Here is a 22308-nt window from a genome sequence, read left to right as displayed (position 1 = left end):
CCCTTATTTTCTAGCTTTAATAATTAGTGTTGATGGAAATCTGCGAGTTTTGTAAAGAGAATAGTAGCGGTCAGATACCGGGGCGTCCTCAGCTTTGAACCGCTCTCCCACTTCACTTTCCACTACCTTCTCAATGGTAAAACCTGCTTGAATCAGTTCATTTATGTAGGTTGCCAGTTTTCTAGTGTGGATGATCATCGGTGCATCTTCCCCTTTGAACTTTCCAAAGGTGTGCAGTCTTTCTTGCTGATAAGAGCCGTCTAAAGTCAAGACACCATTTTCGCTTTTAATATGAGCGTACAAAGGGTGATCCCAGCTGAAAAGGAAGCTTCCTCCTACTTTCAGATAAGAATAGATTAAATGTAAGGTTGTCTTCAAATCCGTCGTCCACCCTAACGCATAAATAGAATAAACACAATCAAAATAATCTTGTGGAAGGTCGATTTCTTGTTCCATCGGCGCACAAAACAAGCGGGGTTCCAGCCCTTGAAGAGTCTTTTCTGCAGCTGATTTCTGCTCGGCGGAAAGATCCACTCCCCATAGTTCACTTGCACCTTTTTCCTCCGCCATATATTTTAAAGAATGGCCACTTCCAAACCCGATATCCAACACCTTTTTATTTTGAAGATTATCGAACAGTTTCAATTCATCTTCCGTTTGAGTAAAAGGCCCGTAACTCGGAAGGGCATCTACCCCGTTGAAATAATGGGCGATCTTGTTCCAGCTTTTACGATTACTTTCCAACAGTTGATTCACTATTATTACCCCTTTATGTCTTTAATAAATGCAATTAATCTACTTGATTCCTTAAAGCCCATTCCAATGTGGAAATCATAACTTACATGATTGTCCAGGTGGATGTCCGATCCGATTTGCTTGCAGCCCTTCTTTTTAAGCCACTGTTCTCCTATTTCTAAAAGCTTGGCGGAATAACCTTTTCTTCTATAATCAGGCTTCACATATACCCCTTCTATGTACCCTGTAGGTGATGATTCCGTTCCTTCTACATAATCCACCCTGATAGAAAGATGAATAAATGAGACAAACTCAGAACCTAATCGGTAAAATAAAATATTGTCCCGATTGGACGCCATGATCTCTTGAAAAGATTCATGAAGTTCCTTTTCCGTGCTTTCCGGCCATAGGTCTAACGCCATTTCGGTGTATGGTGCCAAATGATTGTTTGAAGCAATTACAACGTTCTTATCTAGGCTCCTTCCTGATGACTTAAGCTCCAGCCTAGCAAGCTGCTCCCCCCACGAAGCCATTTCCGTTTCCACAAAACCAGCGTCCTTATACATCTTTTTCGCTACGTAGTTTGTCGGTTCAAAGCCAAGCACGACATACGGAATAGCAGTGGAATTAATATTTCTAATGTCTTTTAATACCTCATCTAGCGCTGCTCTACCAAATCCGTTTCCTTGTGATTTTTCGTCAATCATCAGTCGGTAGATCCAGTAATTACCGTCATCCTGATCAATTCCATACATCGCAAAACCGACCATCTCCTCTTCCTCATAAACTCCCATTGCTTTAAAATCCGGTAAGAATTGAACTTGTGCAAGGGAATAGAGGTTGGATGCTACGAAGTTCTGTTGGTCCTCTGAAACTTTTAATTGAATTGCCTTTTTCCAATTTTTAGCTGTAATTTGCCGTAGTGTGATTTTCATAATCTTGTCCCTCTTCTATTTTTTAGTTTTCTTCATACTAATAGAATAGTGTGTATTTCCCCACTATTTTTTAATTAAGGGTGATCTAGATGACTGATAATACAATAGACAAACGAATCCCTCAACCAATCAGAAGCGATGGGGCAGGAGCATTGGACCTTGGACCCCGAAATGTACTGAGAGATTTACAGAATCCTGATCTGCTCGTTCCACCAAAAACGGATGCCGGTATCGTTCCAAATCTGCGTTTCTCTTTCTCCGATACTTCTATGATTTTAAAACATGGTGGATGGTCCAGAGAAATTACGGTCAGAGAGCTTCCTATCGCCACCACTTTGGCTGGTGTTAATATGAGTCTGACTGCCGGTGGTGTTAGAGAGCTCCATTGGCACAAAGAAGCAGAATGGTCCTATATGATTCTTGGCAGGGCCCGCATTACAGCAGTAGATCAAGATGGCAGGAACTTCATTGCCGATGTCGGCCCTGGTGACTTGTGGTATTTCCCACCAGGCATCCCCCATTCCATTCAAGGATTGGAGCATTGTGAATTCCTGTTAGTTTTTGACTCTGGCGATTTTTCCGACCTAAGCACCCTTTCCATTTCCGACTGGTTTGCCCATACACCAAAGGAAGTATTATCTGCCAACTTCGGAGTACCTGAGAGTACATTTGACGACCGGCCAAAGGGACAACTATACATCTATCAAAGCGAGGTGCCCGGACCTCTTGAAACGCAGACTGTCTCATCTCCTAATGGAAAGGTTCCACTTCCATTCAAATATGAAATGCTTAAACAGCCACCACTTGAATTTTCTGGAGGATCGGTCCGCATTGTCGACTCCACCGTTTTCAAAATATCCAAAACCGTCGCAGCTGCCCTCGTCGAAGTAAAGCCTGGAGGAATGCGGGAACTCCATTGGCATCCAAACAATGATGAGTGGCAATACTATCTTACCGGCAAAGCCCGCATGACCGTCTTTCTTGGAGACGGAACAGCCAGAACCTTTGACTATATGGCAGGCGATGTCGGCTACGTCCCATTTGCCACTGGACATTACATCCAAAACACAGGTGACGAAACGGTCTGGTTTCTCGAAATGTTCAAAAGCGATCGATTTGAAGACGTGTCCCTGGCCCAGTGGATGGCACTGACGCCAAGACAGCTGGTGGACAGTAATATCAATGTCCGTTCCGCCTTTACAAAAAACATACGAAAAGGAAAAGAACCTGTAGTGAAGTTTCCACCCTATACGTATAAGCCAAAGAAAAACTAAGACTGATCGAGAGCCCGGTTAATGCTGACGGGTCTCTCTTTTACTTGCATACCTCAAGGAATAAACTATAAAAAGAACAAAAGCCACAATCCCTAGCAAAATATATGGCAGAAGATCGGTCCAATAAAAAGGAGCTTCATGGAGGTAGACAGCTTTTACCCACTCCCCACTACGTTCTTCAATTGCTATGGCTGTATCCGGAGCAACTCCCTCAATTTCATAATACTTTGTGCCTCTATCAAAATGGTTAGATGCATCTCCATAATAGTTGCCAGAGTACTCATCAGCCTTTCTTTTCACCTCACCAATCTCATTACCGATTGCTCCATTAGTGAGTCGTTCTTCAGTCACCTCATACACTCCGCCTTTATAAACCACAAATGTATAAGCCCAGTCCATGGCATATACATTATTAGAAGCAAAGAATGTGAAAAGGAGACAAAGTATCAATTTCTTTTTCAACTACTCATCCCCCCCAATAAAACTAGCCTTTCTAATAGTTCTATTTCAGTTAGTCTAAAACCTTCCCTCTTTAACATCAAATAGAATACTCCTTACCAGTTTTAGAAAATCTTTCTTTTAATTTTAAAGAAAGAAAAAAGCAGGAGAATTTCTTTTTGAAAAGAAATTCTCCTGCTCTTTGTTTAGATGGCCCATTCACCATCTGTCATAATTGCTTCTTTAACTCCATCTTCCGTTTCTCCTTCTATGTTCAGCTCCCCTGAACCAATCATAAAGTCCACGTGGATCATGCTGGTGTTGATTCCCTTTTCTTCTAACTCTTCTTTGCTCATTTTTGCGCCACCCTCAATATTGATTGGGTAGGCAGACCCTAGAGCCAAGTGACAAGAGGCATTTTCGTCAAACAGTGTATTATAGAAGATGACTTCTTGTTTGGAAACTGGTGAGCTGTGTGGTACAAGTGCAACTTCTCCTAAATGAAGAGCTCCTTCATCCGTTTCTAAAAGCTTTTTCAAAACTTCATATCCTTGCTCAGCTGAAAACTCCACCACTTTACCTTCCTTGAACGTAAGGCTGAAGTTATCAACAAGGTTACCATTCAGATTTAACGGTTTCGTGGAAGCTACCACTCCGTTCACTCCTGTTTTCACAGGTGCTGTAAACACCTCTTCTGTTGGAAGGTTCGGAACAAAATAAGTACCTTGGTCATTGTTCATTCCGCCTCCAAGCCAAACCTGTTCGTTTGGAAGTTCGATAGATAGGTCCGTTCCTGGTGCTTTGTAATGAAGCTTTTTGTATTTTTTCGTGTTTAGTACTTGTAACTTTTCTTGTAAGGTTTTGATGTGCTTATTCCAAGCTTCTACAGGGTCGTTTTCATTAACACGTGTTACTTGGAAAATGTTTTCCCACAGGCTTGCAACCTGGTCTTCAGGAGATTTATCAGGATATAACTTAGCTGCCCACTCTTGTGAAGGGACGGAAACTATCGCCCAGCTGACTTTAGCTGTTTGGATGTATTTTCGGTAGTTTTGCATGGCTTTTGCCTGCGCTTTATTAGAAATGGAAACGCGCTCAGGGTCTACGTCTTTCAGAAGATCCGGGTTGGAAGCAACGATCGACATAAATGCCGCACCTTCTTCTGCCATTTCCTCCATTCCTTTCACTTTCCACTCGCGAACAGTTTGGAGGGAGTCGGTCGAAGCCGTTTCATATGTAATCTTAGTTAGTTGTTCGTCGTTCCATTCAGTATGTACGTATTTGGCACCAAGCTTGTATGCGATTTTTGCAACTTCTCTGACAAATGGTGCGGCTGATATTGGGGCATTGATGACTAGAGGTTGATTCTCTTGCAGGTTAATCCCAACTTTTAACGCAAGTTCAGCGTATTTGGTCAATTTATCTTGTATCACTATGTATTTCCTCCTTTTGGTTGATGAGAATATTGTATCATAGGATGCGATATTGTAGGTTTAGGGAGATTTTAAATATTTTCATGTGGAAACTTCACTGGCTCGACTAGGATTGTAACTTTTGAAAGGGTTATTGTAACTATTTTTAGGCTGATTGTGACTTTTTCATGGGTCATTGTGACTTTTCTGACGCTCATTGTGACTTTTTGAGCCGTCATTGTAACTTTTAAACCAACCACCCTTAACCCACCCATCAAAAAAAGACCAACTCCCCCTAAAAGGAAAGTTGGTCTCGCTCTATTCCATGCTTACACATTAAACTTCTCTTTTACAAATTCCACCACTTCTTCTGCTGTGCTCATGCCAAGGATCTCTTCACGGTAGGAAGCAGCTTCCTCTTTAGAGATGCCACGCAATTGGCTCCTTGCAGGCAGGATGGATGTCGCGCTCATGCTGAACTCGTCCAGTCCAAGCCCAAGAAGGATTGGAATCGCGATTGGGTCGCCAGCCATTTCTCCACACATGCCGGCCCATTTGCCATTTTTGTGTGCAGCTTGAATGACATTATCCACTAGGCGCAGAATTGCAGGGTTGTATGGTTGATACAAGTAGGAAACCTGCTCGTTCATACGGTCCGCCGCCATTGTGTATTGAATCAAGTCGTTTGTTCCGATGCTGAAGAAGTCTACTTCCTTCGCAAAAATATCGGCCATGACCGCTGTTGATGGAATTTCTACCATAATACCGATCTCGATATTCTCGTTTACAGTGGTACCGTTCTTCACAAGCTCTTCCTTCTCTTCTAAAAGAATGGCTTTTGCTTGGCGGAACTCGTCCAATGTTGCAATCATCGGGAACATGATTTTCAGGTTTCCGTAAGAACTAGCACGCAGTAATGCACGAAGCTGTGTACGGAAAATGTCTTGTTCCTCTAAGCAAAGGCGAATTGCGCGGAAGCCTAGGAATGGGTTCATTTCTTTTGGAAGGTTCAGGTAAGGAAGTTCCTTATCGCCGCCGATGTCCAATGTGCGGACAACAACCGGTTTGCCTTCCATGCTTTCAAGAACCTCTTTATAGGCTTTGTACTGCTCGTCCTCTGTCGGAAGTTCGGTTCTACCCATGTAAAGGAATTCTGTACGGTAAAGACCGACTCCTTCTCCGCCATTGGATAGAACACCCTTCACATCTTTAGGAGTACCAATGTTTGCAGCAAGTTCGACTTCTTGTCCATCAGAAGAAAGACTCTTCTCATTAACAAGCTTAGCCCACTCTTTTTTCTGCTCTTCATGTTTCTGTTGCTTTTCTTTGTAAGAAGCAATTTCTTCTTCTGTCGGATCGACGATTACCACACCGTCCAAACCATCAATAATGACCATTGTGTCATTTTGGATAGTTTCCATGACGTTCTTTGTTCCAACTACTGCCGGAATTTCCATAGAACGAGCCATAATCGCAGAGTGAGACGTTCGTCCACCAATATCAGTCGTAAATGCTTTTACAAATTGACGGTTCAGTTGAGCAGTGTCAGAAGGAGTCAAGTCTTCCGCAATGATAACAACTTCTTCAGAAATAAGGGCAGGATTGGACACCGCTACACCCAGTAGGTGGGCAAGAACACGTTTTGTCACGTCGCGGATATCCGCTGCACGCTCTTTCATGTACTCATTGTCCATTTGTTCAAACATGTTGATGAACATGCCTGCTGTTTCATCCAAAGCATACTCAGCATTTACACTGTCGTTTTTAATTTTATCTTTAATTGGATTTAAAAGTTCTGGGTCACTTAATACAAGAAGGTGTGCAGAGAAGATTTCCGCCTTGTCTGCTCCAAGTTCCTTGTTTGCGTGCTCCTTGATTTTTTCCAATTCAGTTTTGGAGATTTCTACTGCTTTTTCAAATCTTTCCACTTCCGCTTGGGCATTGTCGATCGTCTTTTTGTCCACAGAAAGCTCCGGGTTTTCAAGACGATATGCTTTCGCAATGGCAATCCCGCTAGAAGCAGGTATACCTTGAATCGTGTTTGACATTATTCCCCTAACCCTTCTGATTTCAAAGTTTCTTCAATCGCAGAAATTGCCTCGCTCTCATCAGAACCTTCTGCAACAATCTTGATTTCCGCTCCTTGAGGAATTCCTAGAGACATTACACCCATGATGGATTTCAAGTTTACAGATTTACCGTTGTACTCAAGGTTTACATCCGCATCAAATTTACCTGCAGTTTGTACTAATTGAGTTGCCGGACGTGCGTGAATTCCTGAATCTGCTGTTACTTTAAAAGTTTTTTCTGCCATTGTAATCAAACTCCTTTGAGATATGTGTATTTTTTCTTTAAGAAACTATTCAACTAAAAGAACCTTGTTCCCTCTAATCCTATACCCTGTAGCTTTCACCAGTAACCGCGGTGAATATGTAGGAAAGAGTATAGAAAAAGGCATGAGCGAGGGGATTGTCTCTATAAAAGGGTACACTCGTCCCCTTAGTATGGATCAAAACCTCTTCACTCATGCCTGATCGTATCAGTAACACGTAAAGATCTTATCTATGTTGAAAGCATTTGCATGAACATTTAGTTGAACGCTTCTTAACTGTCCGATGAGATTGTAGCATAAAAAACAAAAGTTTGGCAATACTTTTGCCTTACTTCTTCTTTTTGAATATCATCATAATGGCATATGGAATGACGCCAAACAGTTGGAAAGCGATTGGAGAACGCTCCTGCTTTCTAATTTGCCTTTGCTCTCGTTTTACTTCTTTCGGTTGATCCATGTAGGTAACCAATTGTTGTGTCACGTACTTTACATAATCATTTGTCTTCAATATCATTCACCACCAAAAGGAAATACTTTTGCCTTTAGTGTTGACGGTTATTCCATGTTTTAATCGCTTTATGTACAGCCTCAACCGCTTCATCCAAAGAAAGGTCTGTTGTATCCAATGTAATATGGGCTTGTTTGTAGAACAGGAGACGATTGCCAAATAACCCCAGAACCTCTTCCTTTTTTCTTTGTTGAATGAGAGGTCTTGTTGTATCATTTTCTAACCGATTCCAAATTACTTCTGGATCTGCGTAAAGAAAAATTACACACCCATTTTCTTTCATCCATTCCATGTTTTCTTGCCTCGTTACAATTCCTCCTCCAGTGGTGACAATTACATCCTTGGAAGGAAGCACTGTTAAAATTTTTGTCTCTAGGTCACGGAAATAATTCTCTCCATACTTTTCAAAAATGTCCTTTATTAGCATGTTTGTGCTACTTTCAACCATGAAGTCCGTATCTATAACAGAGACGTCGAGTTTTTGCGCTACTGCCTGCCCAATAGTGGTTTTCCCTACCCCCATAAAACCTGTAAGATAAACGTTTTGCATGCCGATTCCTCTCTTTCCTAACTGCTTGAACCATATCACCATTATAGGAGAAAAAGCACTTGCTGGAAACGGCAAGCACTTTTTCATCACTCTTTTTAATTATCTGGCATGATCCAAATTATTTCAGCAGTCCGAATGAAAAAGCTGGAGTCTCCTGCCATTAGTACTATATGATCCGGCTTTACGTCTTTCAAATTGCCTCTAATGGAACCACGTGTTGTCTCAATTACCACTTCGGTCCCGATGATGCTCTTTAAAGTATGGTACACATATGGCTCTACCACCATATATTGAATGGGCATATCATTGTCCGCTTGATGCATTAGGCGAAAACCTCCTTTATCACTGTACATTTATATGATTAGGTCAGTGAGATGGTGAAGAAAAAGGACTAAATTTAATTGGTTTCATACCAAGCAATAACTTCATGAATACCCATATCATAGATTATGGTCGCCTTGTACTCCCTTCCTTCCGTTGTGGAGCAAATAATCATTATTTCCTTTATCTCATCCACATCTTTTGAGGTGACGGAAGCTTCCCCCGTCGGAAAAATATAAATCGGAGCGGGATTGCTGCCTACCAACAATGACTCAGCTTGAATCGTATCCCATGTGTATTTCATCATAGCCTCTAATTCCAACTGCTGATTGGTTTCGTGATAAAATAATTTCTCAAGCCGGTAACTCTCAATTTGATGCAGTAAGAAAGCAGACAAAAAAATACTCATAAATAACGTGACGGGAAAAATATACCCTGCTTCCCTCTTACTCTGGATGCCATTTGATTGGTATAGCACTAACTCTGAATTCATAGGTAGCATTATCACTTCCTTCCAAGATGAAAATTGCTCCATTTGCACGCTCCGCAAAATCAACATTTTTAACTTGGTGAAGGAGTAATTCGTGCCCCGTACCATCTACTCTTCTTCTTATTTTTTGTTGAAAGAATTCATATGTCACCCTTTGTCCTCCTTGGTTGATGATGACAAAATCTCCTGCTTCGACTGAAGTTTTTTTGGCTGTCCTTACTTCTCGCGTTGCCTGTTGAATAAAAACCTCTAGCTCAAATGGATGGATACCTTGCTTCTTTTCAGTCAAGGTATCCAAATTTTTAATCAAAATAGGAAATAATGACGTTAGAATCATGATGACGGAAAAGCAAATTAGTACTTCCAAGAGGGTAAATCCACCGTCTTTACGGATAACGGACATATAGACACCTTTCTTTCACCAATAGCTTATAATCACTATACGAGACACATAATGTCGGAGGAATGGTTTCTTCCTTTAATGTAACGATGTAGAAATTGCCATCTTTATTAAAGGTCTTTTCCTGAAACACCCCTTTTTCTGAACGTATGCTTTCCAGTTCAAGCGTCAAAATAAATCGTGCCTGTTGCTCTAAAACAAATCCTTTTCGTTCTTGATTCATTTTTACAAGACCGGGAAGTAGTACAGATGCGATCACCATCCAAATGACAAGCGTTGCCAATACCTCTAGCAAGGTGAATCCTCTATGATTTTTCCACATAAAAGCGGCCCTTTCCAAGCGTAAAGACATATTGATAGTGTTCTTTTTCATCCACATATATTGCAAATGCCCCTGATTTGTTGATACTGCCGTTGCCGAGATAGGTAACCCTCTGCCCCATCGTTCGTGTGTCAATTCTTATGGAAGAATGATACTTCCTCACCACAAGTTCATTTATTTGAAAGGTTCCCTGCCAAATTCGATAATAGTTCTCGTTTGGCGTAAAGACGATATAAACACTGTTCTTTGAGCTTAGTGCATATTGTTGGGCGAACAAGAGATCATTGCTTAATTGTTCGTTAAAATGCTCGCCTACATAGCTTTCCTGTGTAGAATTTAATGTAAGCACTGTCACGGAAAGAATGACAGAAATGATAGTCATGACAAGTAATGACTCGAGGAGTGTGTAGCCTCCATTAGACTTATAGTTACTGTCCTGCACTACTTGCGATCGCCTTATTATCATCAATTGTAATGACACTTCCGTTCGGACAATTCAATGTTGCCGTTGTCTCATCAAAACGATCAGCTAGGTAATCCGAAGTATTCAGGTCGTCTATTGTTGTTACATTACTTCCAGTATCCAAACGATAGGCTTGCATCTGTGCTTCCACCATGCTTAGAAGTGCCTCGCAACCCTTATCGCCGATCACACTTGTATTCTTTGTGACGTTTGGAATCATAATTAGCAACAACACAGTGATGACTAGCATGACCAAAAGCATTTCTACCAACGTGAACCCGCGATCATTCATCAGATATTTCCCCATTTATAACCCTCCTAATAATTGAAACATTGGAATGAAAATACAAAGATATAAAACAAAAACAAACCCGCCTACGCCAAGGAATAAAATAGGTTGTATTCTTCCTAACAACTTTTCACTAAACTCCTGCATCTTTACTAGTAAAAGCTTGCTGTATTGTTCGAGCTCTAAACCTAATTTACCGTTCTTTTGTCCGTGAACAATTACGATGGAAAGCCCGTGAACAAACACTTTCTCACTTTCCACTAACTTTTCTAATTTTTCACCTTCTACCAGCCTGTACCGAAATTCTTTTGCTTTCACATGGAAAAAAGGGTGATAGCGTTGCTGCTCAAAAACAGTGATGGCTTCATTAATGGTCAACCCGCTTAATAGCAAGGTGCTGAGCTGTTGTGTGAAATAATGTGAATAATGAAGGGAGAGGAAGGTATTTACTATGGGAATTCGCATTAACATGCTTACCCTCTTGGAAGGTGATATTCTTTTTTCATAAACCTTGAAAAAAAGATAGGTTGCAAGAAAACAGAACACGATAATTGATACAAGGATTGGAATACGGACTACAAGATTGAAAAATAGGGAGATGACTGGACTTAAGGAGATATTCATTTGAGAAAAAAGCAGATGAAACTGAGGCAGTAGAATCAATTGAACAAAAATGAACATGATTAACACGAGAAAAATAAGTAGTATCGGATACTTGAGAATAGACATGGTTTTTTCACGATACTGCCTTTTCCGCTCAAGCAAATTTCCCCCTGTCCTAAATGCCTGACCTAGGTTACCATGTTTCTGGGAGAAGAACAATAAGGACAATATATCCTGATGGAATCGAAGTCCTTCTAATACCCGATGAATGCTGTATCCTTTTTGCAATTCCTGTATTGCTTCTAGTAAATTACGTTTTTTATCGGCTTCAAAGTGAATACTCATCAACTCTAAAGCCTCTAACAAAGAATACCCATTAGAATATAGCTCCCCCATCCTTTTTAAGAAATCCTCCTGAACTTTCAATGACCACCCCTTATTTGTTTTTTCCATCAGTTACCCATCTTTCATATTCCCTCTGGTGAATAAAACCTAATGCTATCCCTTTTTTAATTACTTCTTTCAAGGTTGGATAGCATAGTTGCACTTTTGTTCCTTTGCATTCCTCCATCACCTTTGACAATTCCCGCCCATACAAGAGTTCATATACACTTGCTAACCTGTGTACTCTATATTTTTTGCAAAAAGTAGTACATTCCCTTTGGCAATAAGGACATTTCAACTCCACTAATCTTTGTGCCGAAATTGCTATTAATGTTTGTTCAAGCTCCTGTTGGGTGACTCCAAACTCCAACAGACGATGAACCGCTCCCTTTGCATCTCTCGTATGCAAGGTGCTTAAAACTAAATGGCCTGTCAACGATGCCCTTATCGCAATCTTGGCCGTTTCCTCATCCCTAATTTCCCCTACCATAATAATATCCGGATTATATATCAATGTTTTCATTTCATTTTATTTTGTTTCATTTAATGAAAACCCCCTGTTTTTAAGGATTTCATCACTCGACATGTTGAAGTTTTAGTTTTAATTAATTTCATTTTATTTTAATTACGTGGTCAAAAAAGTGGTCAACGTGGTCAAACACGTTGGCTTTTTTGTGCATTAAAATAAGCAGCTGTTGTCAGCTGCCCTCCACATACTCTGCTAGATCATCTACGTTGCAATTCAGTAATCGTGCCAATTCATGAGCCTTTTCAAAGTTAGGGTAACTGATACCCTTTCTCCAATTATAAATGCTACGTTTCGAAACATTTAGCTTCTTAGCTATATGATCATCTGTAAATCCAACCTCTTCAATTAAGGCCCCAATATTACTCTTCAACATATTCATCACCTGGTATTACATTTCTACATCAGATCAAGACAATCCTTTATGAAAATAATTAGTAATTTTTAAGAAAATAAATGGAAACAAGGACAAGAAGTGCCCATAAGTATATACCATACCACGATGAAAGGAAGGTTCGCATATGAAAAACTTCAAGATTTATCTATCTAAAGAAGGTCAGAAGAAAGTAGCAGCTGGTCAAATGCCGGAACAGTTAAAGAAGGTGCTAACTGTTGTCACTAATCGGTAGTATATTTGCAGGTGCCAGAGGATCCAGAGAGAAGAAACACCGCAAGTATGAGTATGATCGTTTAACCACTACACCGTTTTTGCATGGATCTGAATATCTGAATGAACTGTGTGAGGGTGCACAGAAGAAGGAGGAATATGAGTGTATCTTGCAACACATCTACAACCATCAAAATGTGGGGGTGCTTGAGATTGAGTCATATCAATCCATTGAACAGAAAATCGTTGAACGTTATCGGTGAGTGGATAGAGGAAACGGATGGTTCTCAATTTTACAATACAGAGGCAGGTGATTTTATCACTTTTAAGAACGGTCAATTTCTATTAGATGGCGAAGAAGAATGTCGTGATGAAATAGCTGATATCATCTGGAAATCTAAAATCGGTCGGAGGGTTAGATGATGTGGTGGAATAACGTTAAAACCGTACCTTATCACGATTTCATGGCTGGCACATACAAAATCGGCAGCATTCAAGTGTTCTCTGGTTTTGAATCCATGCTCGATGGTGGACTCATGTTTTTCGGAGGGATCGCCGTTGTGACCATCGGATTAGCGCTGGCAGAAAAGCTTGGTTATAACGTAGACTCGTCCAAAGTAGTTGCTACATTATCTGTCCTATTTTGGCTGGGGCTGTTTCTTCTCCTTGTGCTAAAGAATCCACTATTTGGGTTCATTCGATAAGAATGTTCCCTTCTCTCTCTATTAAATTGTCTACACTTGTTCGGTACGTTCGTTTAGTTTGGGATTATTCTACTTTTTTATCTGTTTTTTGTTGATATTTTATAAAATATCATTTGGAGGTGCTGGCTTGCTTTCAGAAGAGCTTAGGAACATTGCTTATAACTTGAAGTTGTCTTACGACTTACTATTAGAGTTATCGGAAGTTGCAGATGTTCGTGGTGATGAATTAAAAAGTTTGGCGGGGGACATCATGAATCAAATTCAAAAATTATATCCAGTTGATTATTAGGAGGTTCAATGTATGGAAGTATTCTTATTAAAAATGATTGCGTACACTTGGTTCTTTTTATTAGGGGGTTGGTTTGCTTCGTCTAATGATAAATATGAGGTAGTCAATGTAAAGAAGGATAGGTGCTCATGATAGAAATTTTACTCATTCCGGCTGCGGTCGGAGCAATTGGAATACTTGGCCCGAAGTTTGGAAAGATGTCCGATAAAAAGAAAGTGGAGAAGATATTCAAAAATGTTGGCATCGGTATTAAGGATAAAGTGGTGAAAGATGGTCATGAGGTGACGAAGTGGACGTATCCTCGATTCCACAAGAAGGAAATCATTAAGGACGGGGAAGAACAGGTTGGAACCAGGTACACCTACTCCATGCCACTTGGTAGCAGCTCAAAAATATTGGATAAGGTAAAAGAGGCGCATATATTTGTGGAGGGCTTAAATAAGCCTGTGGACGTGGAATATGACAAAGTAATAGGTAAGGTTCACATAGACGTGTTTGACCGCCATACACCGGAGAGGGTGGAGTTAAAAGACATTCCTGAAACAAAGGGGTGGAAGGTTCCCATTGGTCAGAATTACAAGGAAACAATATGGCACGATTTCGAGAAGATTCCGCATCAAACTGTGGCCGGGACCACTCGTTACGGGAAAACCGTATTCATGAAGTCCAGCATGACCTATTTAATTGAGAACCACCCTAAAGAAGTAGAGTTTATCATCATCGACTTAAAGGGAGGGTTGGAGTTCAACCCTTACAAAGGATTAATGCAAGTACAATATGTAGCATCAAACCCCGAGGAAGCTTACAAAGTTTTGACCATTGTCATAGAAAACATGCGAAAACTAGAAGAGTATTTTAAGCGGAACTACTGGAGTAACATTGTGGACTCCCCACTTAAAAAGCGGACCTTCATTTTAGTGGATGAAGCTGCACAACTCGCTCCAGAAGGGTGGATGCCTAAACAACAGAAACAATTACTAGGTGCTTGTCAGTCCATGTTAAGCGAAGTGGCCCGTATAGGCGGAGCTTTAGGATATCGGCTCATATACGGAACACAGTATCCTACCGCCGACACATTACCCCGTCAAATAAAACAGAATGCTGATGCGAAGGTGAGCTTCCGTCTCCCTACCGGATATGCTTCAGCGGTGGCGATAGACGATTACGGGGCCGAAGAATTACCAAGCGGAAAACCTGGTAGGGGATTATTCAAAACGCATGAATTAAGGGAGTTTCAAGCTCCTTATATATCGGATGAAGAAATGAGGGAAAGGCTCATGAAATATGAGATTGCAAAAGTACTGGATGTGAATCCAGATGATGTTGTCGAATATGCAGAAGAAAATGATACGAGAGGAACAGATCTTGTTAAGTTTAGATAAAATGGAGTTTGCTACACGAAGTCAATTACAGGAGCTTCATGGACTCTCTAGCAAGCGTAATGCTTCAAGGGTCCTGCACAACATGAAAGAATATTTACACGTCAAGAGGATGGAAGAGAATATCTATTGGCTTAATTCTTTAGGGAGGAAGGTTATACGGAGTAATAAGAAGGAACCGAAATTCACCTTGCAAGTTCCACATGCAATTATGAGAAATGACATTTTCATCTATTACAACCAGCCGGATGATTGGGAAGTAGAACGTCATATTGATGTGGAGGTAACAGAGATTCAAAATGGAATTATGTTCAAGAAGGTAAAGTCGGTTAGACCGGATGCCAGATTTACGATAAACGGACAGTGGCACTTCTTGGAGGTAGATCGCACCGCCAAGATGAAAACAAATGAAGACAAGATTCGACTGTATCATCAAATTTTGCCGAATTTCACTAAATCGTTTCATCGACCAAAGATTATCTTTTATACGGATATAGAGAGCAGAAAAGAGAAGTTGCTGCAGTTGGGGAAGGGGTTGGATATGGAGGTATTGACAAAGAGAGATATTTATTAGTTAAAAACAAAAAAGCCCCCACATTCGGAGGCTCTTTTTTTATGCTTCTTTCATCATTTTAACTTGCTTCTTCATACGTTTATCAGCTTTTTTCTCATTAACCACCAAAATAGCATGAATTGCTCCTGGAATCCATAAGCATAGAGTCAACAAAAGGTTGATCAATGCTTGAAAAGGTTTCCCGGCAAATAAAACTGCCACTGGTGGTAACAAAATCGCTAATAAATACATCATAAGAATCACTCCTTGAATAGGTATTATGCTTATTTCTATACCTATGACCGGAATACCTTCCTAGAATTGGTATTTTATCTTATTCTTCAACAATATATGTCGAATATCCATCTTTCTTTAAACGATCAGCCATCTTTTCCGCATTTGTTTTGTCGGCATAAGCACCAACTTGCACCTTATATAGTTTTCCAGACGGTTTAGGTTTGGCTACCACCTTCTTCTTTAATCCAAGAAATTCAGCTACACCCTCCACATGACCTGCTGCAATGGTTTTAAGGTGCGTTTGTTTCTTTAAGTTCGCTGCATCTCCACTGTTGTCAATAAACCCACATTCGGTTAATACGGCCAGCATTTTAGATTCTCTTACCATATGGAAGTTAGCACGCTTTTTTCCACGATCTGCGAAGAACTGGCATCTGTTCATGATACGTTTGTGTACAACATTTTGCAAAGATACGTTAGCAGCTTCATCCACACCGTAATAATTACCGTTGTAGATAAAGGATTCAAATCCTTTACCACCACCAGCATTGATGTGGACGGATACCAAAACATCAGCTCCCCATTTGTTCGCTTCGTCAGTGCGTTGGGAGAGTGTTAAGGACTTATCTGATAATCTGCTAAACTTGTGTTCTACATTTTCGTATTCACCCATTAGTGAATCAATGTATCTACCAATTGCTAAGACAACATCTTTCTCATGCAAACCATTCCCGATAGCGCCTGGATCTGTACCGCCATGACCTAAATCAAAGTATATTTTTTTCTTCGCCATTTTTCTTTTCCTCCTCGTCTTTATTAATGACATGCAATTTATCCGTAATCACCGTAGGAACTTTTACTCCAATCTGTGCAAGATTCTCCAGAATGCTCAACCCTTCATTGGCAATATAAAAAAGAACCGTAGCATATGCCACCGCCCCATTTAACCCCAGTATATTGTCAAGTACGTTTGCTACGATTATAACCCCAAACACCAGCATCTTTCTGGCGTATCCAAATAGTGCATTCCTGCTGCGTAATCGTTTTTGTTTGATGGCCTTAAAAATACCCGTCACGATATCGATTAACATTAACAAAGCTAGAAAATCCAGAAACTTTACTCCCCCGAACAAATACGCTTGTACCACTTGTAAGTTCTCTATATTAATCCACATCCTTTTATACCTCCTGAGGTGTTGCGGTTATTTGATCATATTCTTCTTGCGTGATAAAACCTTTGACAACGTAACTCTGCAACCGTTCTTCATCTACCCTTTTTTCCTTCCACATCCTTAAAAGGAAATCGTACATAACCTCACACCCAATCCATTAGCGTTAAAACTGTTTCTTCCAGGCTTTTTACGCGGCCTTTCAACTCTTCATTCTCTTGAATGAGATTCTTCTTTTGTAACTTCGTTTTTTCATCCAAATCGATTATGCTCTGGTCTATTGTCTCGCCTATTTCAACCTCATCCGGCAGAACGATAAAATTTGCCTTAATCCCTTTTACAGCTCCATCATTCCAAGTAACTTCATCTGTCCCTGCTTCTACTTTACTTATATTCTTGTAGACATCTAAAACCTTATTTTCGTTATTGTACAAAACTAACTTCAACTCATCACCTCCTTACTCGTAAGTGATTTCTAATTTTGCGTCTACAAAGAACTTGGCGTAGTTTGCTTCGCTTGTAGAGTTGATATAAATCCCTATACCTTTATAACTGCCACTCTCGAACCCTGCATAAAAACTAGATGGAATGGTAATCCACTTGGCTTCATTCCACTTAAATGCCGCCTGCGTACTAGGTGATTGAAAAGATGGAACGCTCCCGGGCCGGCCGGTGTAGGTATGCGGCTTGAAATAACAAGTCACAGAGCCACCACTCCCACCACTATTTTTTCGGTGAGCATATAACCGCATGGATTTTATTGTCTTTCCTGTTACTGCCGTAGAAGGTGATGAACCAAAGAACCATAGACCTCTGTAAATACCAAACCCACCGTAATAACCTTGTACTACTGCATCCTCACCATATCCGTCTGTAAACCATTGACCCCCAAAATTATCACGCCAAGAGTCTCCTTTATAAGTTCCGGTGCTGTTCCATGTGCTCGTAGTTTCCGGTTCTGGCGGAGGTGGTGGTGGTTCTGTATAAGGATAGTCGAATGTTGCAAAAATCTTACCTCCTGCATTTTCAGATTGGTTCACAGTATTTCCTTCGGGAGCCGTTCCATGCCCTACTACATATCCGCCATAAGCATATATTCCTTGACTTGTACATACACCTGTATTATCCCTAGCCCATACCGTAGCTCCGTAACGTCCTAGAATACCTTGACTTACACTTTGCACATCACATTCTGACACTTGACCGTAACCACTTTGCAAAAAGTCAAATCCTCTATCTGAGCTATTGCCATGAAGGTTGATTTTGTGGAAATTAGCATAACTATTTTGATAAGAAGAAACAACTGCGTAACTACCTGACCGACCATTAATCGTGAAATCGTGAAAATCTAAATTAAGTAGGTTGCTTCCTGCTGAAATGTTTCCAACAATTTTCGTCCCTGTTCGATTTTGACCATCAATTTCAATTCTACCTCTACCTACAAAGCCCCTTAATACGACATCTCCATAATGAGTGCCGCCGGAGTTCAACCATATTTTCGCGGAGCCATCGTAGTATAGAGGTATTCTTCTTAATGCCTCGTTTATTGTTGCCAGTGGCTCCGACCAACTTGTCCCATCATTGTCATCATTCGGATCAATTGCTCCTGTATATTGTGTTAATTTCTTGTCTGACACATAAAAAGTAAAGTTTTTTGCACTATAATTCACCACAGTAGGGGATTCAAACTTCGATGCGTATAGATTTTCATAGGCTGCGTTATTTCCGTCCACATCGGCATTTACTTCTCCGTTTTCATTCAACACTAGCATTCTACCGTTACCATTATCAGGACCGCCCAAGGTCAACGTACCGCCCTTAATACGGTCAAAGAGCATCGTACCTACTACAATGAGATCTGCCACGATACCTTCACCTGTAATGGCTTCTCGGAATGTCTGACCATTATCCACACTGACACCTACACCGGCTGAAGATACTAACACAAGATGGTCAGGGTTTATTTTCGACCTGGCCACTAAGCCATTCTCTGTGTACTCTAGTTCCGTAGCAGAGCCTAGAAGCATTTCTGTTGCCCTTCTAACCGCCTGATCTAACACGCTAATAGGAAGGGTACCAATACCGTCTAATAAGTCCTGATAGCTTTTAGACGTTTGCTCAAGACGTGTGATGCGGTCAGTTGTTTTTCTTCTAGGATTAGCTAACGTAACATTGGTTTTATCAACCACCCATTCACCGTCAACCTCTTTAAAAAGTTCATCTAATTCGACCACGCGAGCCTCGATTATTAAATCTTTCATAGGTTCATAGATGATGTAACCGTAGTCACCTTCATTAGCTATGTTGTGGGTGTAACCAGGTATTTGGACAATATCCACCTTTAAACTGAGCTGAGGTTCGTCTACCAGCAATTGTTGCAACTTGCTTTGCATGCCATCCACAGTTGTGATGTTTTCGTTGTAATATGCTTTCGCTTCTTTATCCCCGATATTGTCATAATTAGGTGATATATACACTTCTTCGATTGGATAGTTTCCATCGTCATCAGGCTTACCCCCATAACCTCTTATCCAACTATTTATATTCTTCGTGCTGATCTGTTTATCTATAGATTTAATGTTCATACCATAACGGTATTGAAAATCCGTTTTAACACCGATTTCGCGCTTCAAATATACTGTGTTCCCCGTAATGTAAAATTCTGCTCCATAACGCTGTAAAACTGTTTCAAATAATGCTAAACGGTTATCTCTTCCGAAGTTTTCAAAGGGTTGAGCAAGAAAGGAGTCTAGGACTATGAATGAATATCCTGTATCTTCAAATACGAAGGTTAATGCTGCGTCAAATGTCATGGATCCATTATGCAAATCATGCTGCTGTATATTAATAAGGTCATCAAAAAACTTGTGGACGGCATCCACATGCTTGATTGTAGAAAGACCATAATTTCGTTCGTTTACTGATTTAATTACATATTCTTCGCCTTTAAACTTAAAGATTGCTTCTGGTTCTACTAAAACAAAAGCATGTTCATTATATTCATTAGGGATAACTGAAAACTTTATGGTTTTTTCACCATTAACTTTTCTTTTTCTGTTTAAACCTTTGATGTTAATTAAATTTTCAGTTGTATCATTTAACGTAATCGGTAACATATAATCACATCCTTCCAATAAAAAAAGAGCCTCAAAGGCTCTATTGCACTAAAAATCTCTTATGCTGTTGTCTTTTTCGCTCTTCTGTTATCTGTGCGTATCTAATCGTTGTTTCTGGAGAGCTATGGCCTAAGAGTTCCTGCACAGCTGCTATCTCAGCACCATTATTTAAAGTAAGGGTTGCAAAGGTGTGACGCATGACGTGTGGGCTTACCTTCTTTTTAAGTCCGGCAGCATTCGCAATCTTCTTAATTTCACACTGTATGCCTCGTTTGGAAAGTCTCCGATATGGCCTGCGTTCTGTTACCATTAACGCTTCACATTCATCATCTCTACTTTTCAGGTACATGTCCAAATGGATTAGCGCACGATCAGACAAATATACTTCTCTTTCTTTGTTCCCCTTACCCACAACTCTTGAGCTCATGGACTGTAAATTAATATCCGCTTTGTTCAAAGAGTGGATTTCTGCAAGACGGCAGCCGGTCGCATACAGTATTTCCAGAAACGCTCTTTGCCTAACTGTTTTACAGGCTATTCTCATCCGTTCCAATTCAGAAATGGTCAGTGCTTTTGACATACGCTTTTCGACTTTAGGGGTCTTTAGTTTGGCTGTGGGATCTCTTTGGATAATTTCTTCTCCGGCTAACCAACTGAAGAAGCTTTTAAGTGTAGTTAGCTTTTTCCCCACAGTGCTCATCTTTAAGTGACTGTATCCGCCAAGGAACACCCGTATGTCTGCAGAAGAAATATTCTCTGCACGTTTCTTCACTTTCTCTGCAAATATGCGTAACTCTAAAGCATAGCCGGTTAAGGTACTGGAAGCTAGTCCTTCAAGCTTCTTAGTGGATAAGAACAGTTGGATCTTCTCTGTGAGGTCTGGGTGGATTTCATCATTTTCCACTTTTGTGACGTGATAGTTTGTAAGAATAGTAGATAATTCGTTTTTGGTTTTATCAACATGAATAGGGACCTGTTCCGAAATATAAGAAGCAACTTGTGATATGAGCATTTCTCCAGCAGTGTTCATTAAATTTCCTCCTTTTGATACGAATATCGTAGTCGTTATATACATATACTACTATGATACTATTTACGAATCAATAGGAAATTGCTACTATATTCGTATCACTTTAAAAGGAGGGATATTATGATCATCATTAAACTGGATGAATTACTGAAAGAAAAAGGGATTTCTCAACGTGAGTTGTCAAGAAGAACCGGTATCAGGCAGCCAACCATTAGTGAGATGTGCTTGAATACATCAAGATCATTGCCGGTTGAAAATTTAAACTTAATCTGCACCGAATTAGATTGTGATCTACACGAAATTTTGGAATTCAAAAAGCCACTTAGAGATTAATCTAGGTGGCTTTCTTTTTGATTTGATTTATTGCACAGTAGTATCCACTAGTCCCAAGTTGACAAAAGTGTTGATATATAAGGATTTCTAACCACCTTTATACAACTGTAAATAAAACTGTGCAGTAATTTTGTGCAAGAAAAAAGCACTCATTTTTCTGAGCGCTTCTTCATACGGTATTCTTCGATCATTTGCTCTTCTTCCAAAAATTCATCCAATTTCGCATTAACCCATGTGGAAAACTTGATACCTTTCTTTGTTGCCAGTCGATAAAATTCGTCCAACTTATCTTTATCAACTGTAATATTAACTCGCTCCTTCGCCAAATCGACATCACCCCTTAAGAGTAATTGTCAACTATTGGCATCCATAATACAATACTTTTAGCTTCTTTTTGATTAGCAACCTTTCATCTTCGGTTGTCTCGGAGCAATCATTTTTACCTTCGTAATGCTCTATTAAAATATTCACTAACTCACAAACATCCAAATCAAGTGACTTTAACAGTTTTATTTCTTCCACCAACAGCACTCCCTTTCTTGGTTATGTTAGAAGTTTATGCAGGGAGTGCTTGGTTGTTTACACTAATGTATATAAATGTTTATTAATACACATTAATACGCAGTAGTTTCCAAAAGTTCATTAGTAGTTAAAGTAATCTTTTAAATGCGTAGCGATTTGCTTATCTGTATTGTCAGTAGCGATTACCTTACCAAACTTATTTACAACAATGTAAGGTTGGTCAAGAAACCATCCTTCACGATAAATAGTGCCGCCTTCCGGATCGCCTAACTCATACACGTTACCGAAATGCTTCATGGCTTCTGTTCGTGTTGTGATTTTGATGCCTTTTTCAATAGCTTTACTAATCAGGTATTCCAATTTTGACGAAGTAAAGGCAGTTTGCCA

34 protein-coding genes and 3 pseudogenes are annotated in these 22308 nt (G+C 40.1%); 8 read left to right on the top strand and 29 right to left on the bottom strand.

All coding sequences use genetic code 11. The features are described 5' to 3' along the window. Positions 1 to 3 precede the first annotated feature (3 nt). The 3 genes and pseudogenes from FZC76_RS10025 to FZC76_RS23445 form a co-directional block, all read right to left on the bottom strand. Positions 4 to 756 carry a class I SAM-dependent methyltransferase gene (locus tag FZC76_RS10025; protein WP_392396829.1) on the bottom strand — a complete coding sequence of 251 codons (753 nt, stop codon included), beginning with the start codon at positions 754 to 756 and terminating at the stop codon, positions 4 to 6. Between the two features lie 5 nt (positions 757 to 761). Continuing rightward, positions 762 to 1157, bottom strand: a pseudogene (gene aac(6') / locus FZC76_RS23450) (aminoglycoside 6'-N-acetyltransferase); the annotation flags it as partial. A gap of 72 nt (positions 1158 to 1229) precedes the next feature. After that, positions 1230 to 1673 (bottom strand): annotated as a pseudogene (locus tag FZC76_RS23445) (GNAT family N-acetyltransferase); the annotation flags it as partial. Between the two features lie 86 nt (positions 1674 to 1759). Here FZC76_RS23445 and FZC76_RS10015 point away from each other — a divergent pair. After that, the gene (locus tag FZC76_RS10015; RefSeq protein WP_148988063.1) at positions 1760 to 2944 is read left to right on the top strand and encodes an oxalate decarboxylase family bicupin; all 1185 of its coding nucleotides are present in this window, start codon (positions 1760 to 1762) and stop codon (positions 2942 to 2944) included. Between the two features lie 18 nt (positions 2945 to 2962). Here the strand turns inward: FZC76_RS10015 and FZC76_RS10010 are convergent, their stop codons facing one another. The 16 genes and pseudogenes from FZC76_RS10010 to FZC76_RS09935 form a co-directional block, all read right to left on the bottom strand. After that, positions 2963 to 3406: a hypothetical protein gene (locus FZC76_RS10010; RefSeq protein ID WP_148988062.1), complete on the bottom strand. Its 444-nt coding sequence runs from the start codon at positions 3404 to 3406 to the stop codon at positions 2963 to 2965. Positions 3407 to 3588: 182 nt separating this feature from the next. Next, a complete protein-coding gene (locus tag FZC76_RS10005; protein ID WP_262372532.1) occupies positions 3589 to 4815 on the bottom strand; it encodes an aminopeptidase in 1227 nt (408 codons plus the stop codon). A 71-nt stretch (positions 4816 to 4886) separates the two neighbouring features. Then, on the bottom strand, positions 4887 to 5072 hold the full coding sequence (locus tag FZC76_RS10000) for a hypothetical protein (RefSeq protein WP_148988060.1): 186 nt from the start codon (positions 5070 to 5072) through the stop codon (positions 4887 to 4889). A gap of 51 nt (positions 5073 to 5123) precedes the next feature. Next, complete coding sequence (gene ptsP / locus FZC76_RS09995; protein ID WP_148988059.1) at positions 5124 to 6842, bottom strand: phosphoenolpyruvate--protein phosphotransferase; 1719 nt, start codon at positions 6840 to 6842, stop codon at positions 5124 to 5126. Continuing rightward, positions 6842 to 7108, bottom strand: a complete 267-nt coding sequence (locus FZC76_RS09990; RefSeq protein WP_010194663.1) for a phosphocarrier protein HPr — start codon at positions 7106 to 7108, stop codon at positions 6842 to 6844. The genes ptsP and FZC76_RS09990 overlap by 1 nt, the downstream gene beginning before the upstream one ends. A gap of 346 nt (positions 7109 to 7454) precedes the next feature. Further along, on the bottom strand, positions 7455 to 7634 hold the full coding sequence (locus FZC76_RS09985) for a YqzE family protein (RefSeq protein WP_082380817.1): 180 nt from the start codon (positions 7632 to 7634) through the stop codon (positions 7455 to 7457). A 34-nt stretch (positions 7635 to 7668) separates the two neighbouring features. Further along, positions 7669 to 8184: a shikimate kinase gene (locus tag FZC76_RS09980; protein WP_148988058.1), complete on the bottom strand. Its 516-nt coding sequence runs from the start codon at positions 8182 to 8184 to the stop codon at positions 7669 to 7671. A gap of 95 nt (positions 8185 to 8279) precedes the next feature. Further along, positions 8280 to 8507 carry a YuzF family protein gene (locus tag FZC76_RS09975; RefSeq protein ID WP_262372531.1) on the bottom strand — a complete coding sequence of 76 codons (228 nt, stop codon included), beginning with the start codon at positions 8505 to 8507 and terminating at the stop codon, positions 8280 to 8282. 74 nt (positions 8508 to 8581) lie between these two features. After that, positions 8582 to 8902 (bottom strand): competence type IV pilus minor pilin ComGG, encoded by a 321-nt coding sequence (comGG, locus tag FZC76_RS09970; RefSeq protein ID WP_148988057.1) that lies wholly within the window; start codon positions 8900 to 8902, stop codon positions 8582 to 8584. 49 nt (positions 8903 to 8951) lie between these two features. Next, positions 8952 to 9398 (bottom strand): competence type IV pilus minor pilin ComGF, encoded by a 447-nt coding sequence (comGF, locus tag FZC76_RS09965; RefSeq protein WP_148988457.1) that lies wholly within the window; start codon positions 9396 to 9398, stop codon positions 8952 to 8954. Then, positions 9382 to 9717, bottom strand: a complete 336-nt coding sequence (locus FZC76_RS09960) for a type II secretion system protein (protein ID WP_187442027.1) — start codon at positions 9715 to 9717, stop codon at positions 9382 to 9384. The genes comGF and FZC76_RS09960 overlap by 17 nt, the downstream gene beginning before the upstream one ends. After that, on the bottom strand, positions 9701 to 10183 hold the full coding sequence (comGD, locus tag FZC76_RS09955) for a competence type IV pilus minor pilin ComGD (protein WP_262372563.1): 483 nt from the start codon (positions 10181 to 10183) through the stop codon (positions 9701 to 9703). Before comGD ends, FZC76_RS09960 begins: the two co-directional genes overlap by 17 nt. Then, positions 10146 to 10487 carry a competence type IV pilus major pilin ComGC gene (comGC, locus tag FZC76_RS09950; protein WP_316246603.1) on the bottom strand — a complete coding sequence of 114 codons (342 nt, stop codon included), beginning with the start codon at positions 10485 to 10487 and terminating at the stop codon, positions 10146 to 10148. The genes comGD and comGC overlap by 38 nt, the downstream gene beginning before the upstream one ends. Beyond that, positions 10488 to 11525: a competence type IV pilus assembly protein ComGB gene (comGB, locus tag FZC76_RS09945; protein WP_148988054.1), complete on the bottom strand. Its 1038-nt coding sequence runs from the start codon at positions 11523 to 11525 to the stop codon at positions 10488 to 10490. Then, positions 11509 to 11970, bottom strand: a pseudogene (locus tag FZC76_RS09940) (ATPase, T2SS/T4P/T4SS family); the annotation flags it as partial. The gene comGB and the pseudogene FZC76_RS09940, both read right to left, overlap by 17 nt. A 184-nt stretch (positions 11971 to 12154) precedes the next feature. After that, positions 12155 to 12358, bottom strand: coding sequence for a helix-turn-helix transcriptional regulator (locus FZC76_RS09935; RefSeq protein ID WP_262372530.1), 204 nt, complete (start codon positions 12356 to 12358; stop codon positions 12155 to 12157). A 236-nt stretch (positions 12359 to 12594) separates the two neighbouring features. Here FZC76_RS09935 and FZC76_RS09930 point away from each other — a divergent pair, with 236 nt between their 5' ends. The 6 genes from FZC76_RS09930 to FZC76_RS09910 all read left to right on the top strand — a co-directional run bounded on the left by FZC76_RS09930 (position 12595) and on the right by FZC76_RS09910 (position 15535). After that, a complete protein-coding gene (locus FZC76_RS09930; RefSeq protein ID WP_148988053.1) occupies positions 12595 to 12852 on the top strand; it encodes a hypothetical protein in 258 nt (85 codons plus the stop codon). Beyond that, positions 12803 to 13012, top strand: coding sequence for a hypothetical protein (locus tag FZC76_RS09925; protein WP_148988052.1), 210 nt, complete (start codon positions 12803 to 12805; stop codon positions 13010 to 13012). The genes FZC76_RS09930 and FZC76_RS09925 overlap by 50 nt, the downstream gene beginning before the upstream one ends. After that, on the top strand, positions 13009 to 13293 hold the full coding sequence (locus tag FZC76_RS09920) for a hypothetical protein (RefSeq protein WP_148988051.1): 285 nt from the start codon (positions 13009 to 13011) through the stop codon (positions 13291 to 13293). The genes FZC76_RS09925 and FZC76_RS09920 overlap by 4 nt, the downstream gene beginning before the upstream one ends. A gap of 127 nt (positions 13294 to 13420) precedes the next feature. After that, complete coding sequence (locus FZC76_RS23000) at positions 13421 to 13582, top strand: hypothetical protein (RefSeq protein WP_187442026.1); 162 nt, start codon at positions 13421 to 13423, stop codon at positions 13580 to 13582. Positions 13583 to 13710: 128 nt separating this feature from the next. Then, complete coding sequence (locus tag FZC76_RS09915) at positions 13711 to 14964, top strand: FtsK/SpoIIIE domain-containing protein (RefSeq protein WP_148988050.1); 1254 nt, start codon at positions 13711 to 13713, stop codon at positions 14962 to 14964. Then, a complete protein-coding gene (locus FZC76_RS09910) occupies positions 14948 to 15535 on the top strand; it encodes a replication-relaxation family protein (protein ID WP_187442025.1) in 588 nt (195 codons plus the stop codon). The genes FZC76_RS09915 and FZC76_RS09910 overlap by 17 nt, the downstream gene beginning before the upstream one ends. Positions 15536 to 15574: 39 nt before the next feature. On the opposite strand, the gene FZC76_RS09905 is transcribed toward FZC76_RS09910, so the two are convergent. From FZC76_RS09905 to FZC76_RS09875, 7 genes are all read right to left on the bottom strand, one after another. Continuing rightward, on the bottom strand, positions 15575 to 15769 hold the full coding sequence (locus FZC76_RS09905; protein ID WP_148988048.1) for a YqaE/Pmp3 family membrane protein: 195 nt from the start codon (positions 15767 to 15769) through the stop codon (positions 15575 to 15577). A 79-nt stretch (positions 15770 to 15848) separates the two neighbouring features. Beyond that, complete coding sequence (locus FZC76_RS09900; RefSeq protein WP_148988047.1) at positions 15849 to 16544, bottom strand: N-acetylmuramoyl-L-alanine amidase; 696 nt, start codon at positions 16542 to 16544, stop codon at positions 15849 to 15851. After that, the gene (locus FZC76_RS09895) at positions 16519 to 16926 is read right to left on the bottom strand and encodes a phage holin family protein (protein ID WP_148988046.1); all 408 of its coding nucleotides are present in this window, start codon (positions 16924 to 16926) and stop codon (positions 16519 to 16521) included. The genes FZC76_RS09900 and FZC76_RS09895 overlap by 26 nt, the downstream gene beginning before the upstream one ends. Before the next feature lie 4 nt (positions 16927 to 16930). After that, entirely contained in the window at positions 16931 to 17041 is a 111-nt protein-coding gene (locus FZC76_RS09890) for an XkdX family protein (protein WP_262372562.1), read from the bottom strand. Positions 17042 to 17066: 25 nt separating this feature from the next. After that, positions 17067 to 17366, bottom strand: a complete 300-nt coding sequence (locus tag FZC76_RS09885) for a hypothetical protein (RefSeq protein WP_148988044.1) — start codon at positions 17364 to 17366, stop codon at positions 17067 to 17069. A gap of 12 nt (positions 17367 to 17378) precedes the next feature. Continuing rightward, positions 17379 to 20036, bottom strand: coding sequence for a prophage endopeptidase tail family protein (locus FZC76_RS09880; protein ID WP_148988043.1), 2658 nt, complete (start codon positions 20034 to 20036; stop codon positions 17379 to 17381). Positions 20037 to 20076: 40 nt separating this feature from the next. Further along, positions 20077 to 21066, bottom strand: coding sequence for a tyrosine-type recombinase/integrase (locus tag FZC76_RS09875; RefSeq protein ID WP_148988042.1), 990 nt, complete (start codon positions 21064 to 21066; stop codon positions 20077 to 20079). A 120-nt stretch (positions 21067 to 21186) separates the two neighbouring features. Between FZC76_RS09875 and FZC76_RS09870 the strand changes: the two genes are divergently transcribed. Beyond that, positions 21187 to 21399, top strand: a complete 213-nt coding sequence (locus FZC76_RS09870) for a helix-turn-helix domain-containing protein (RefSeq protein ID WP_262372529.1) — start codon at positions 21187 to 21189, stop codon at positions 21397 to 21399. A gap of 149 nt (positions 21400 to 21548) precedes the next feature. On the opposite strand, the gene FZC76_RS22995 is transcribed toward FZC76_RS09870, so the two are convergent. The 3 genes from FZC76_RS22995 to FZC76_RS22985 all read right to left on the bottom strand — a co-directional run. Further along, positions 21549 to 21725, bottom strand: coding sequence for a hypothetical protein (locus FZC76_RS22995; protein WP_187442024.1), 177 nt, complete (start codon positions 21723 to 21725; stop codon positions 21549 to 21551). Positions 21726 to 21756: 31 nt separating this feature from the next. Beyond that, on the bottom strand, positions 21757 to 21924 hold the full coding sequence (locus FZC76_RS22990) for a hypothetical protein (protein ID WP_187442023.1): 168 nt from the start codon (positions 21922 to 21924) through the stop codon (positions 21757 to 21759). 117 nt (positions 21925 to 22041) lie between these two features. Continuing rightward, on the bottom strand, positions 22042 to 22308 hold a 267-nt coding region (locus tag FZC76_RS22985), incomplete at its 5' end, for a hypothetical protein (RefSeq protein WP_187442022.1).

Origin of the sequence: Sutcliffiella horikoshii (assembly GCF_008180725.1) — a bacterium.
GTDB classification, from domain to species: domain Bacteria; phylum Bacillota; class Bacilli; order Bacillales; family Bacillaceae_I; genus Sutcliffiella_A; species Sutcliffiella_A horikoshii_B.
Note: the sequence above shows the minus strand (reverse complement) of the source record. Positions and strands in the feature narration are given on the sequence as shown.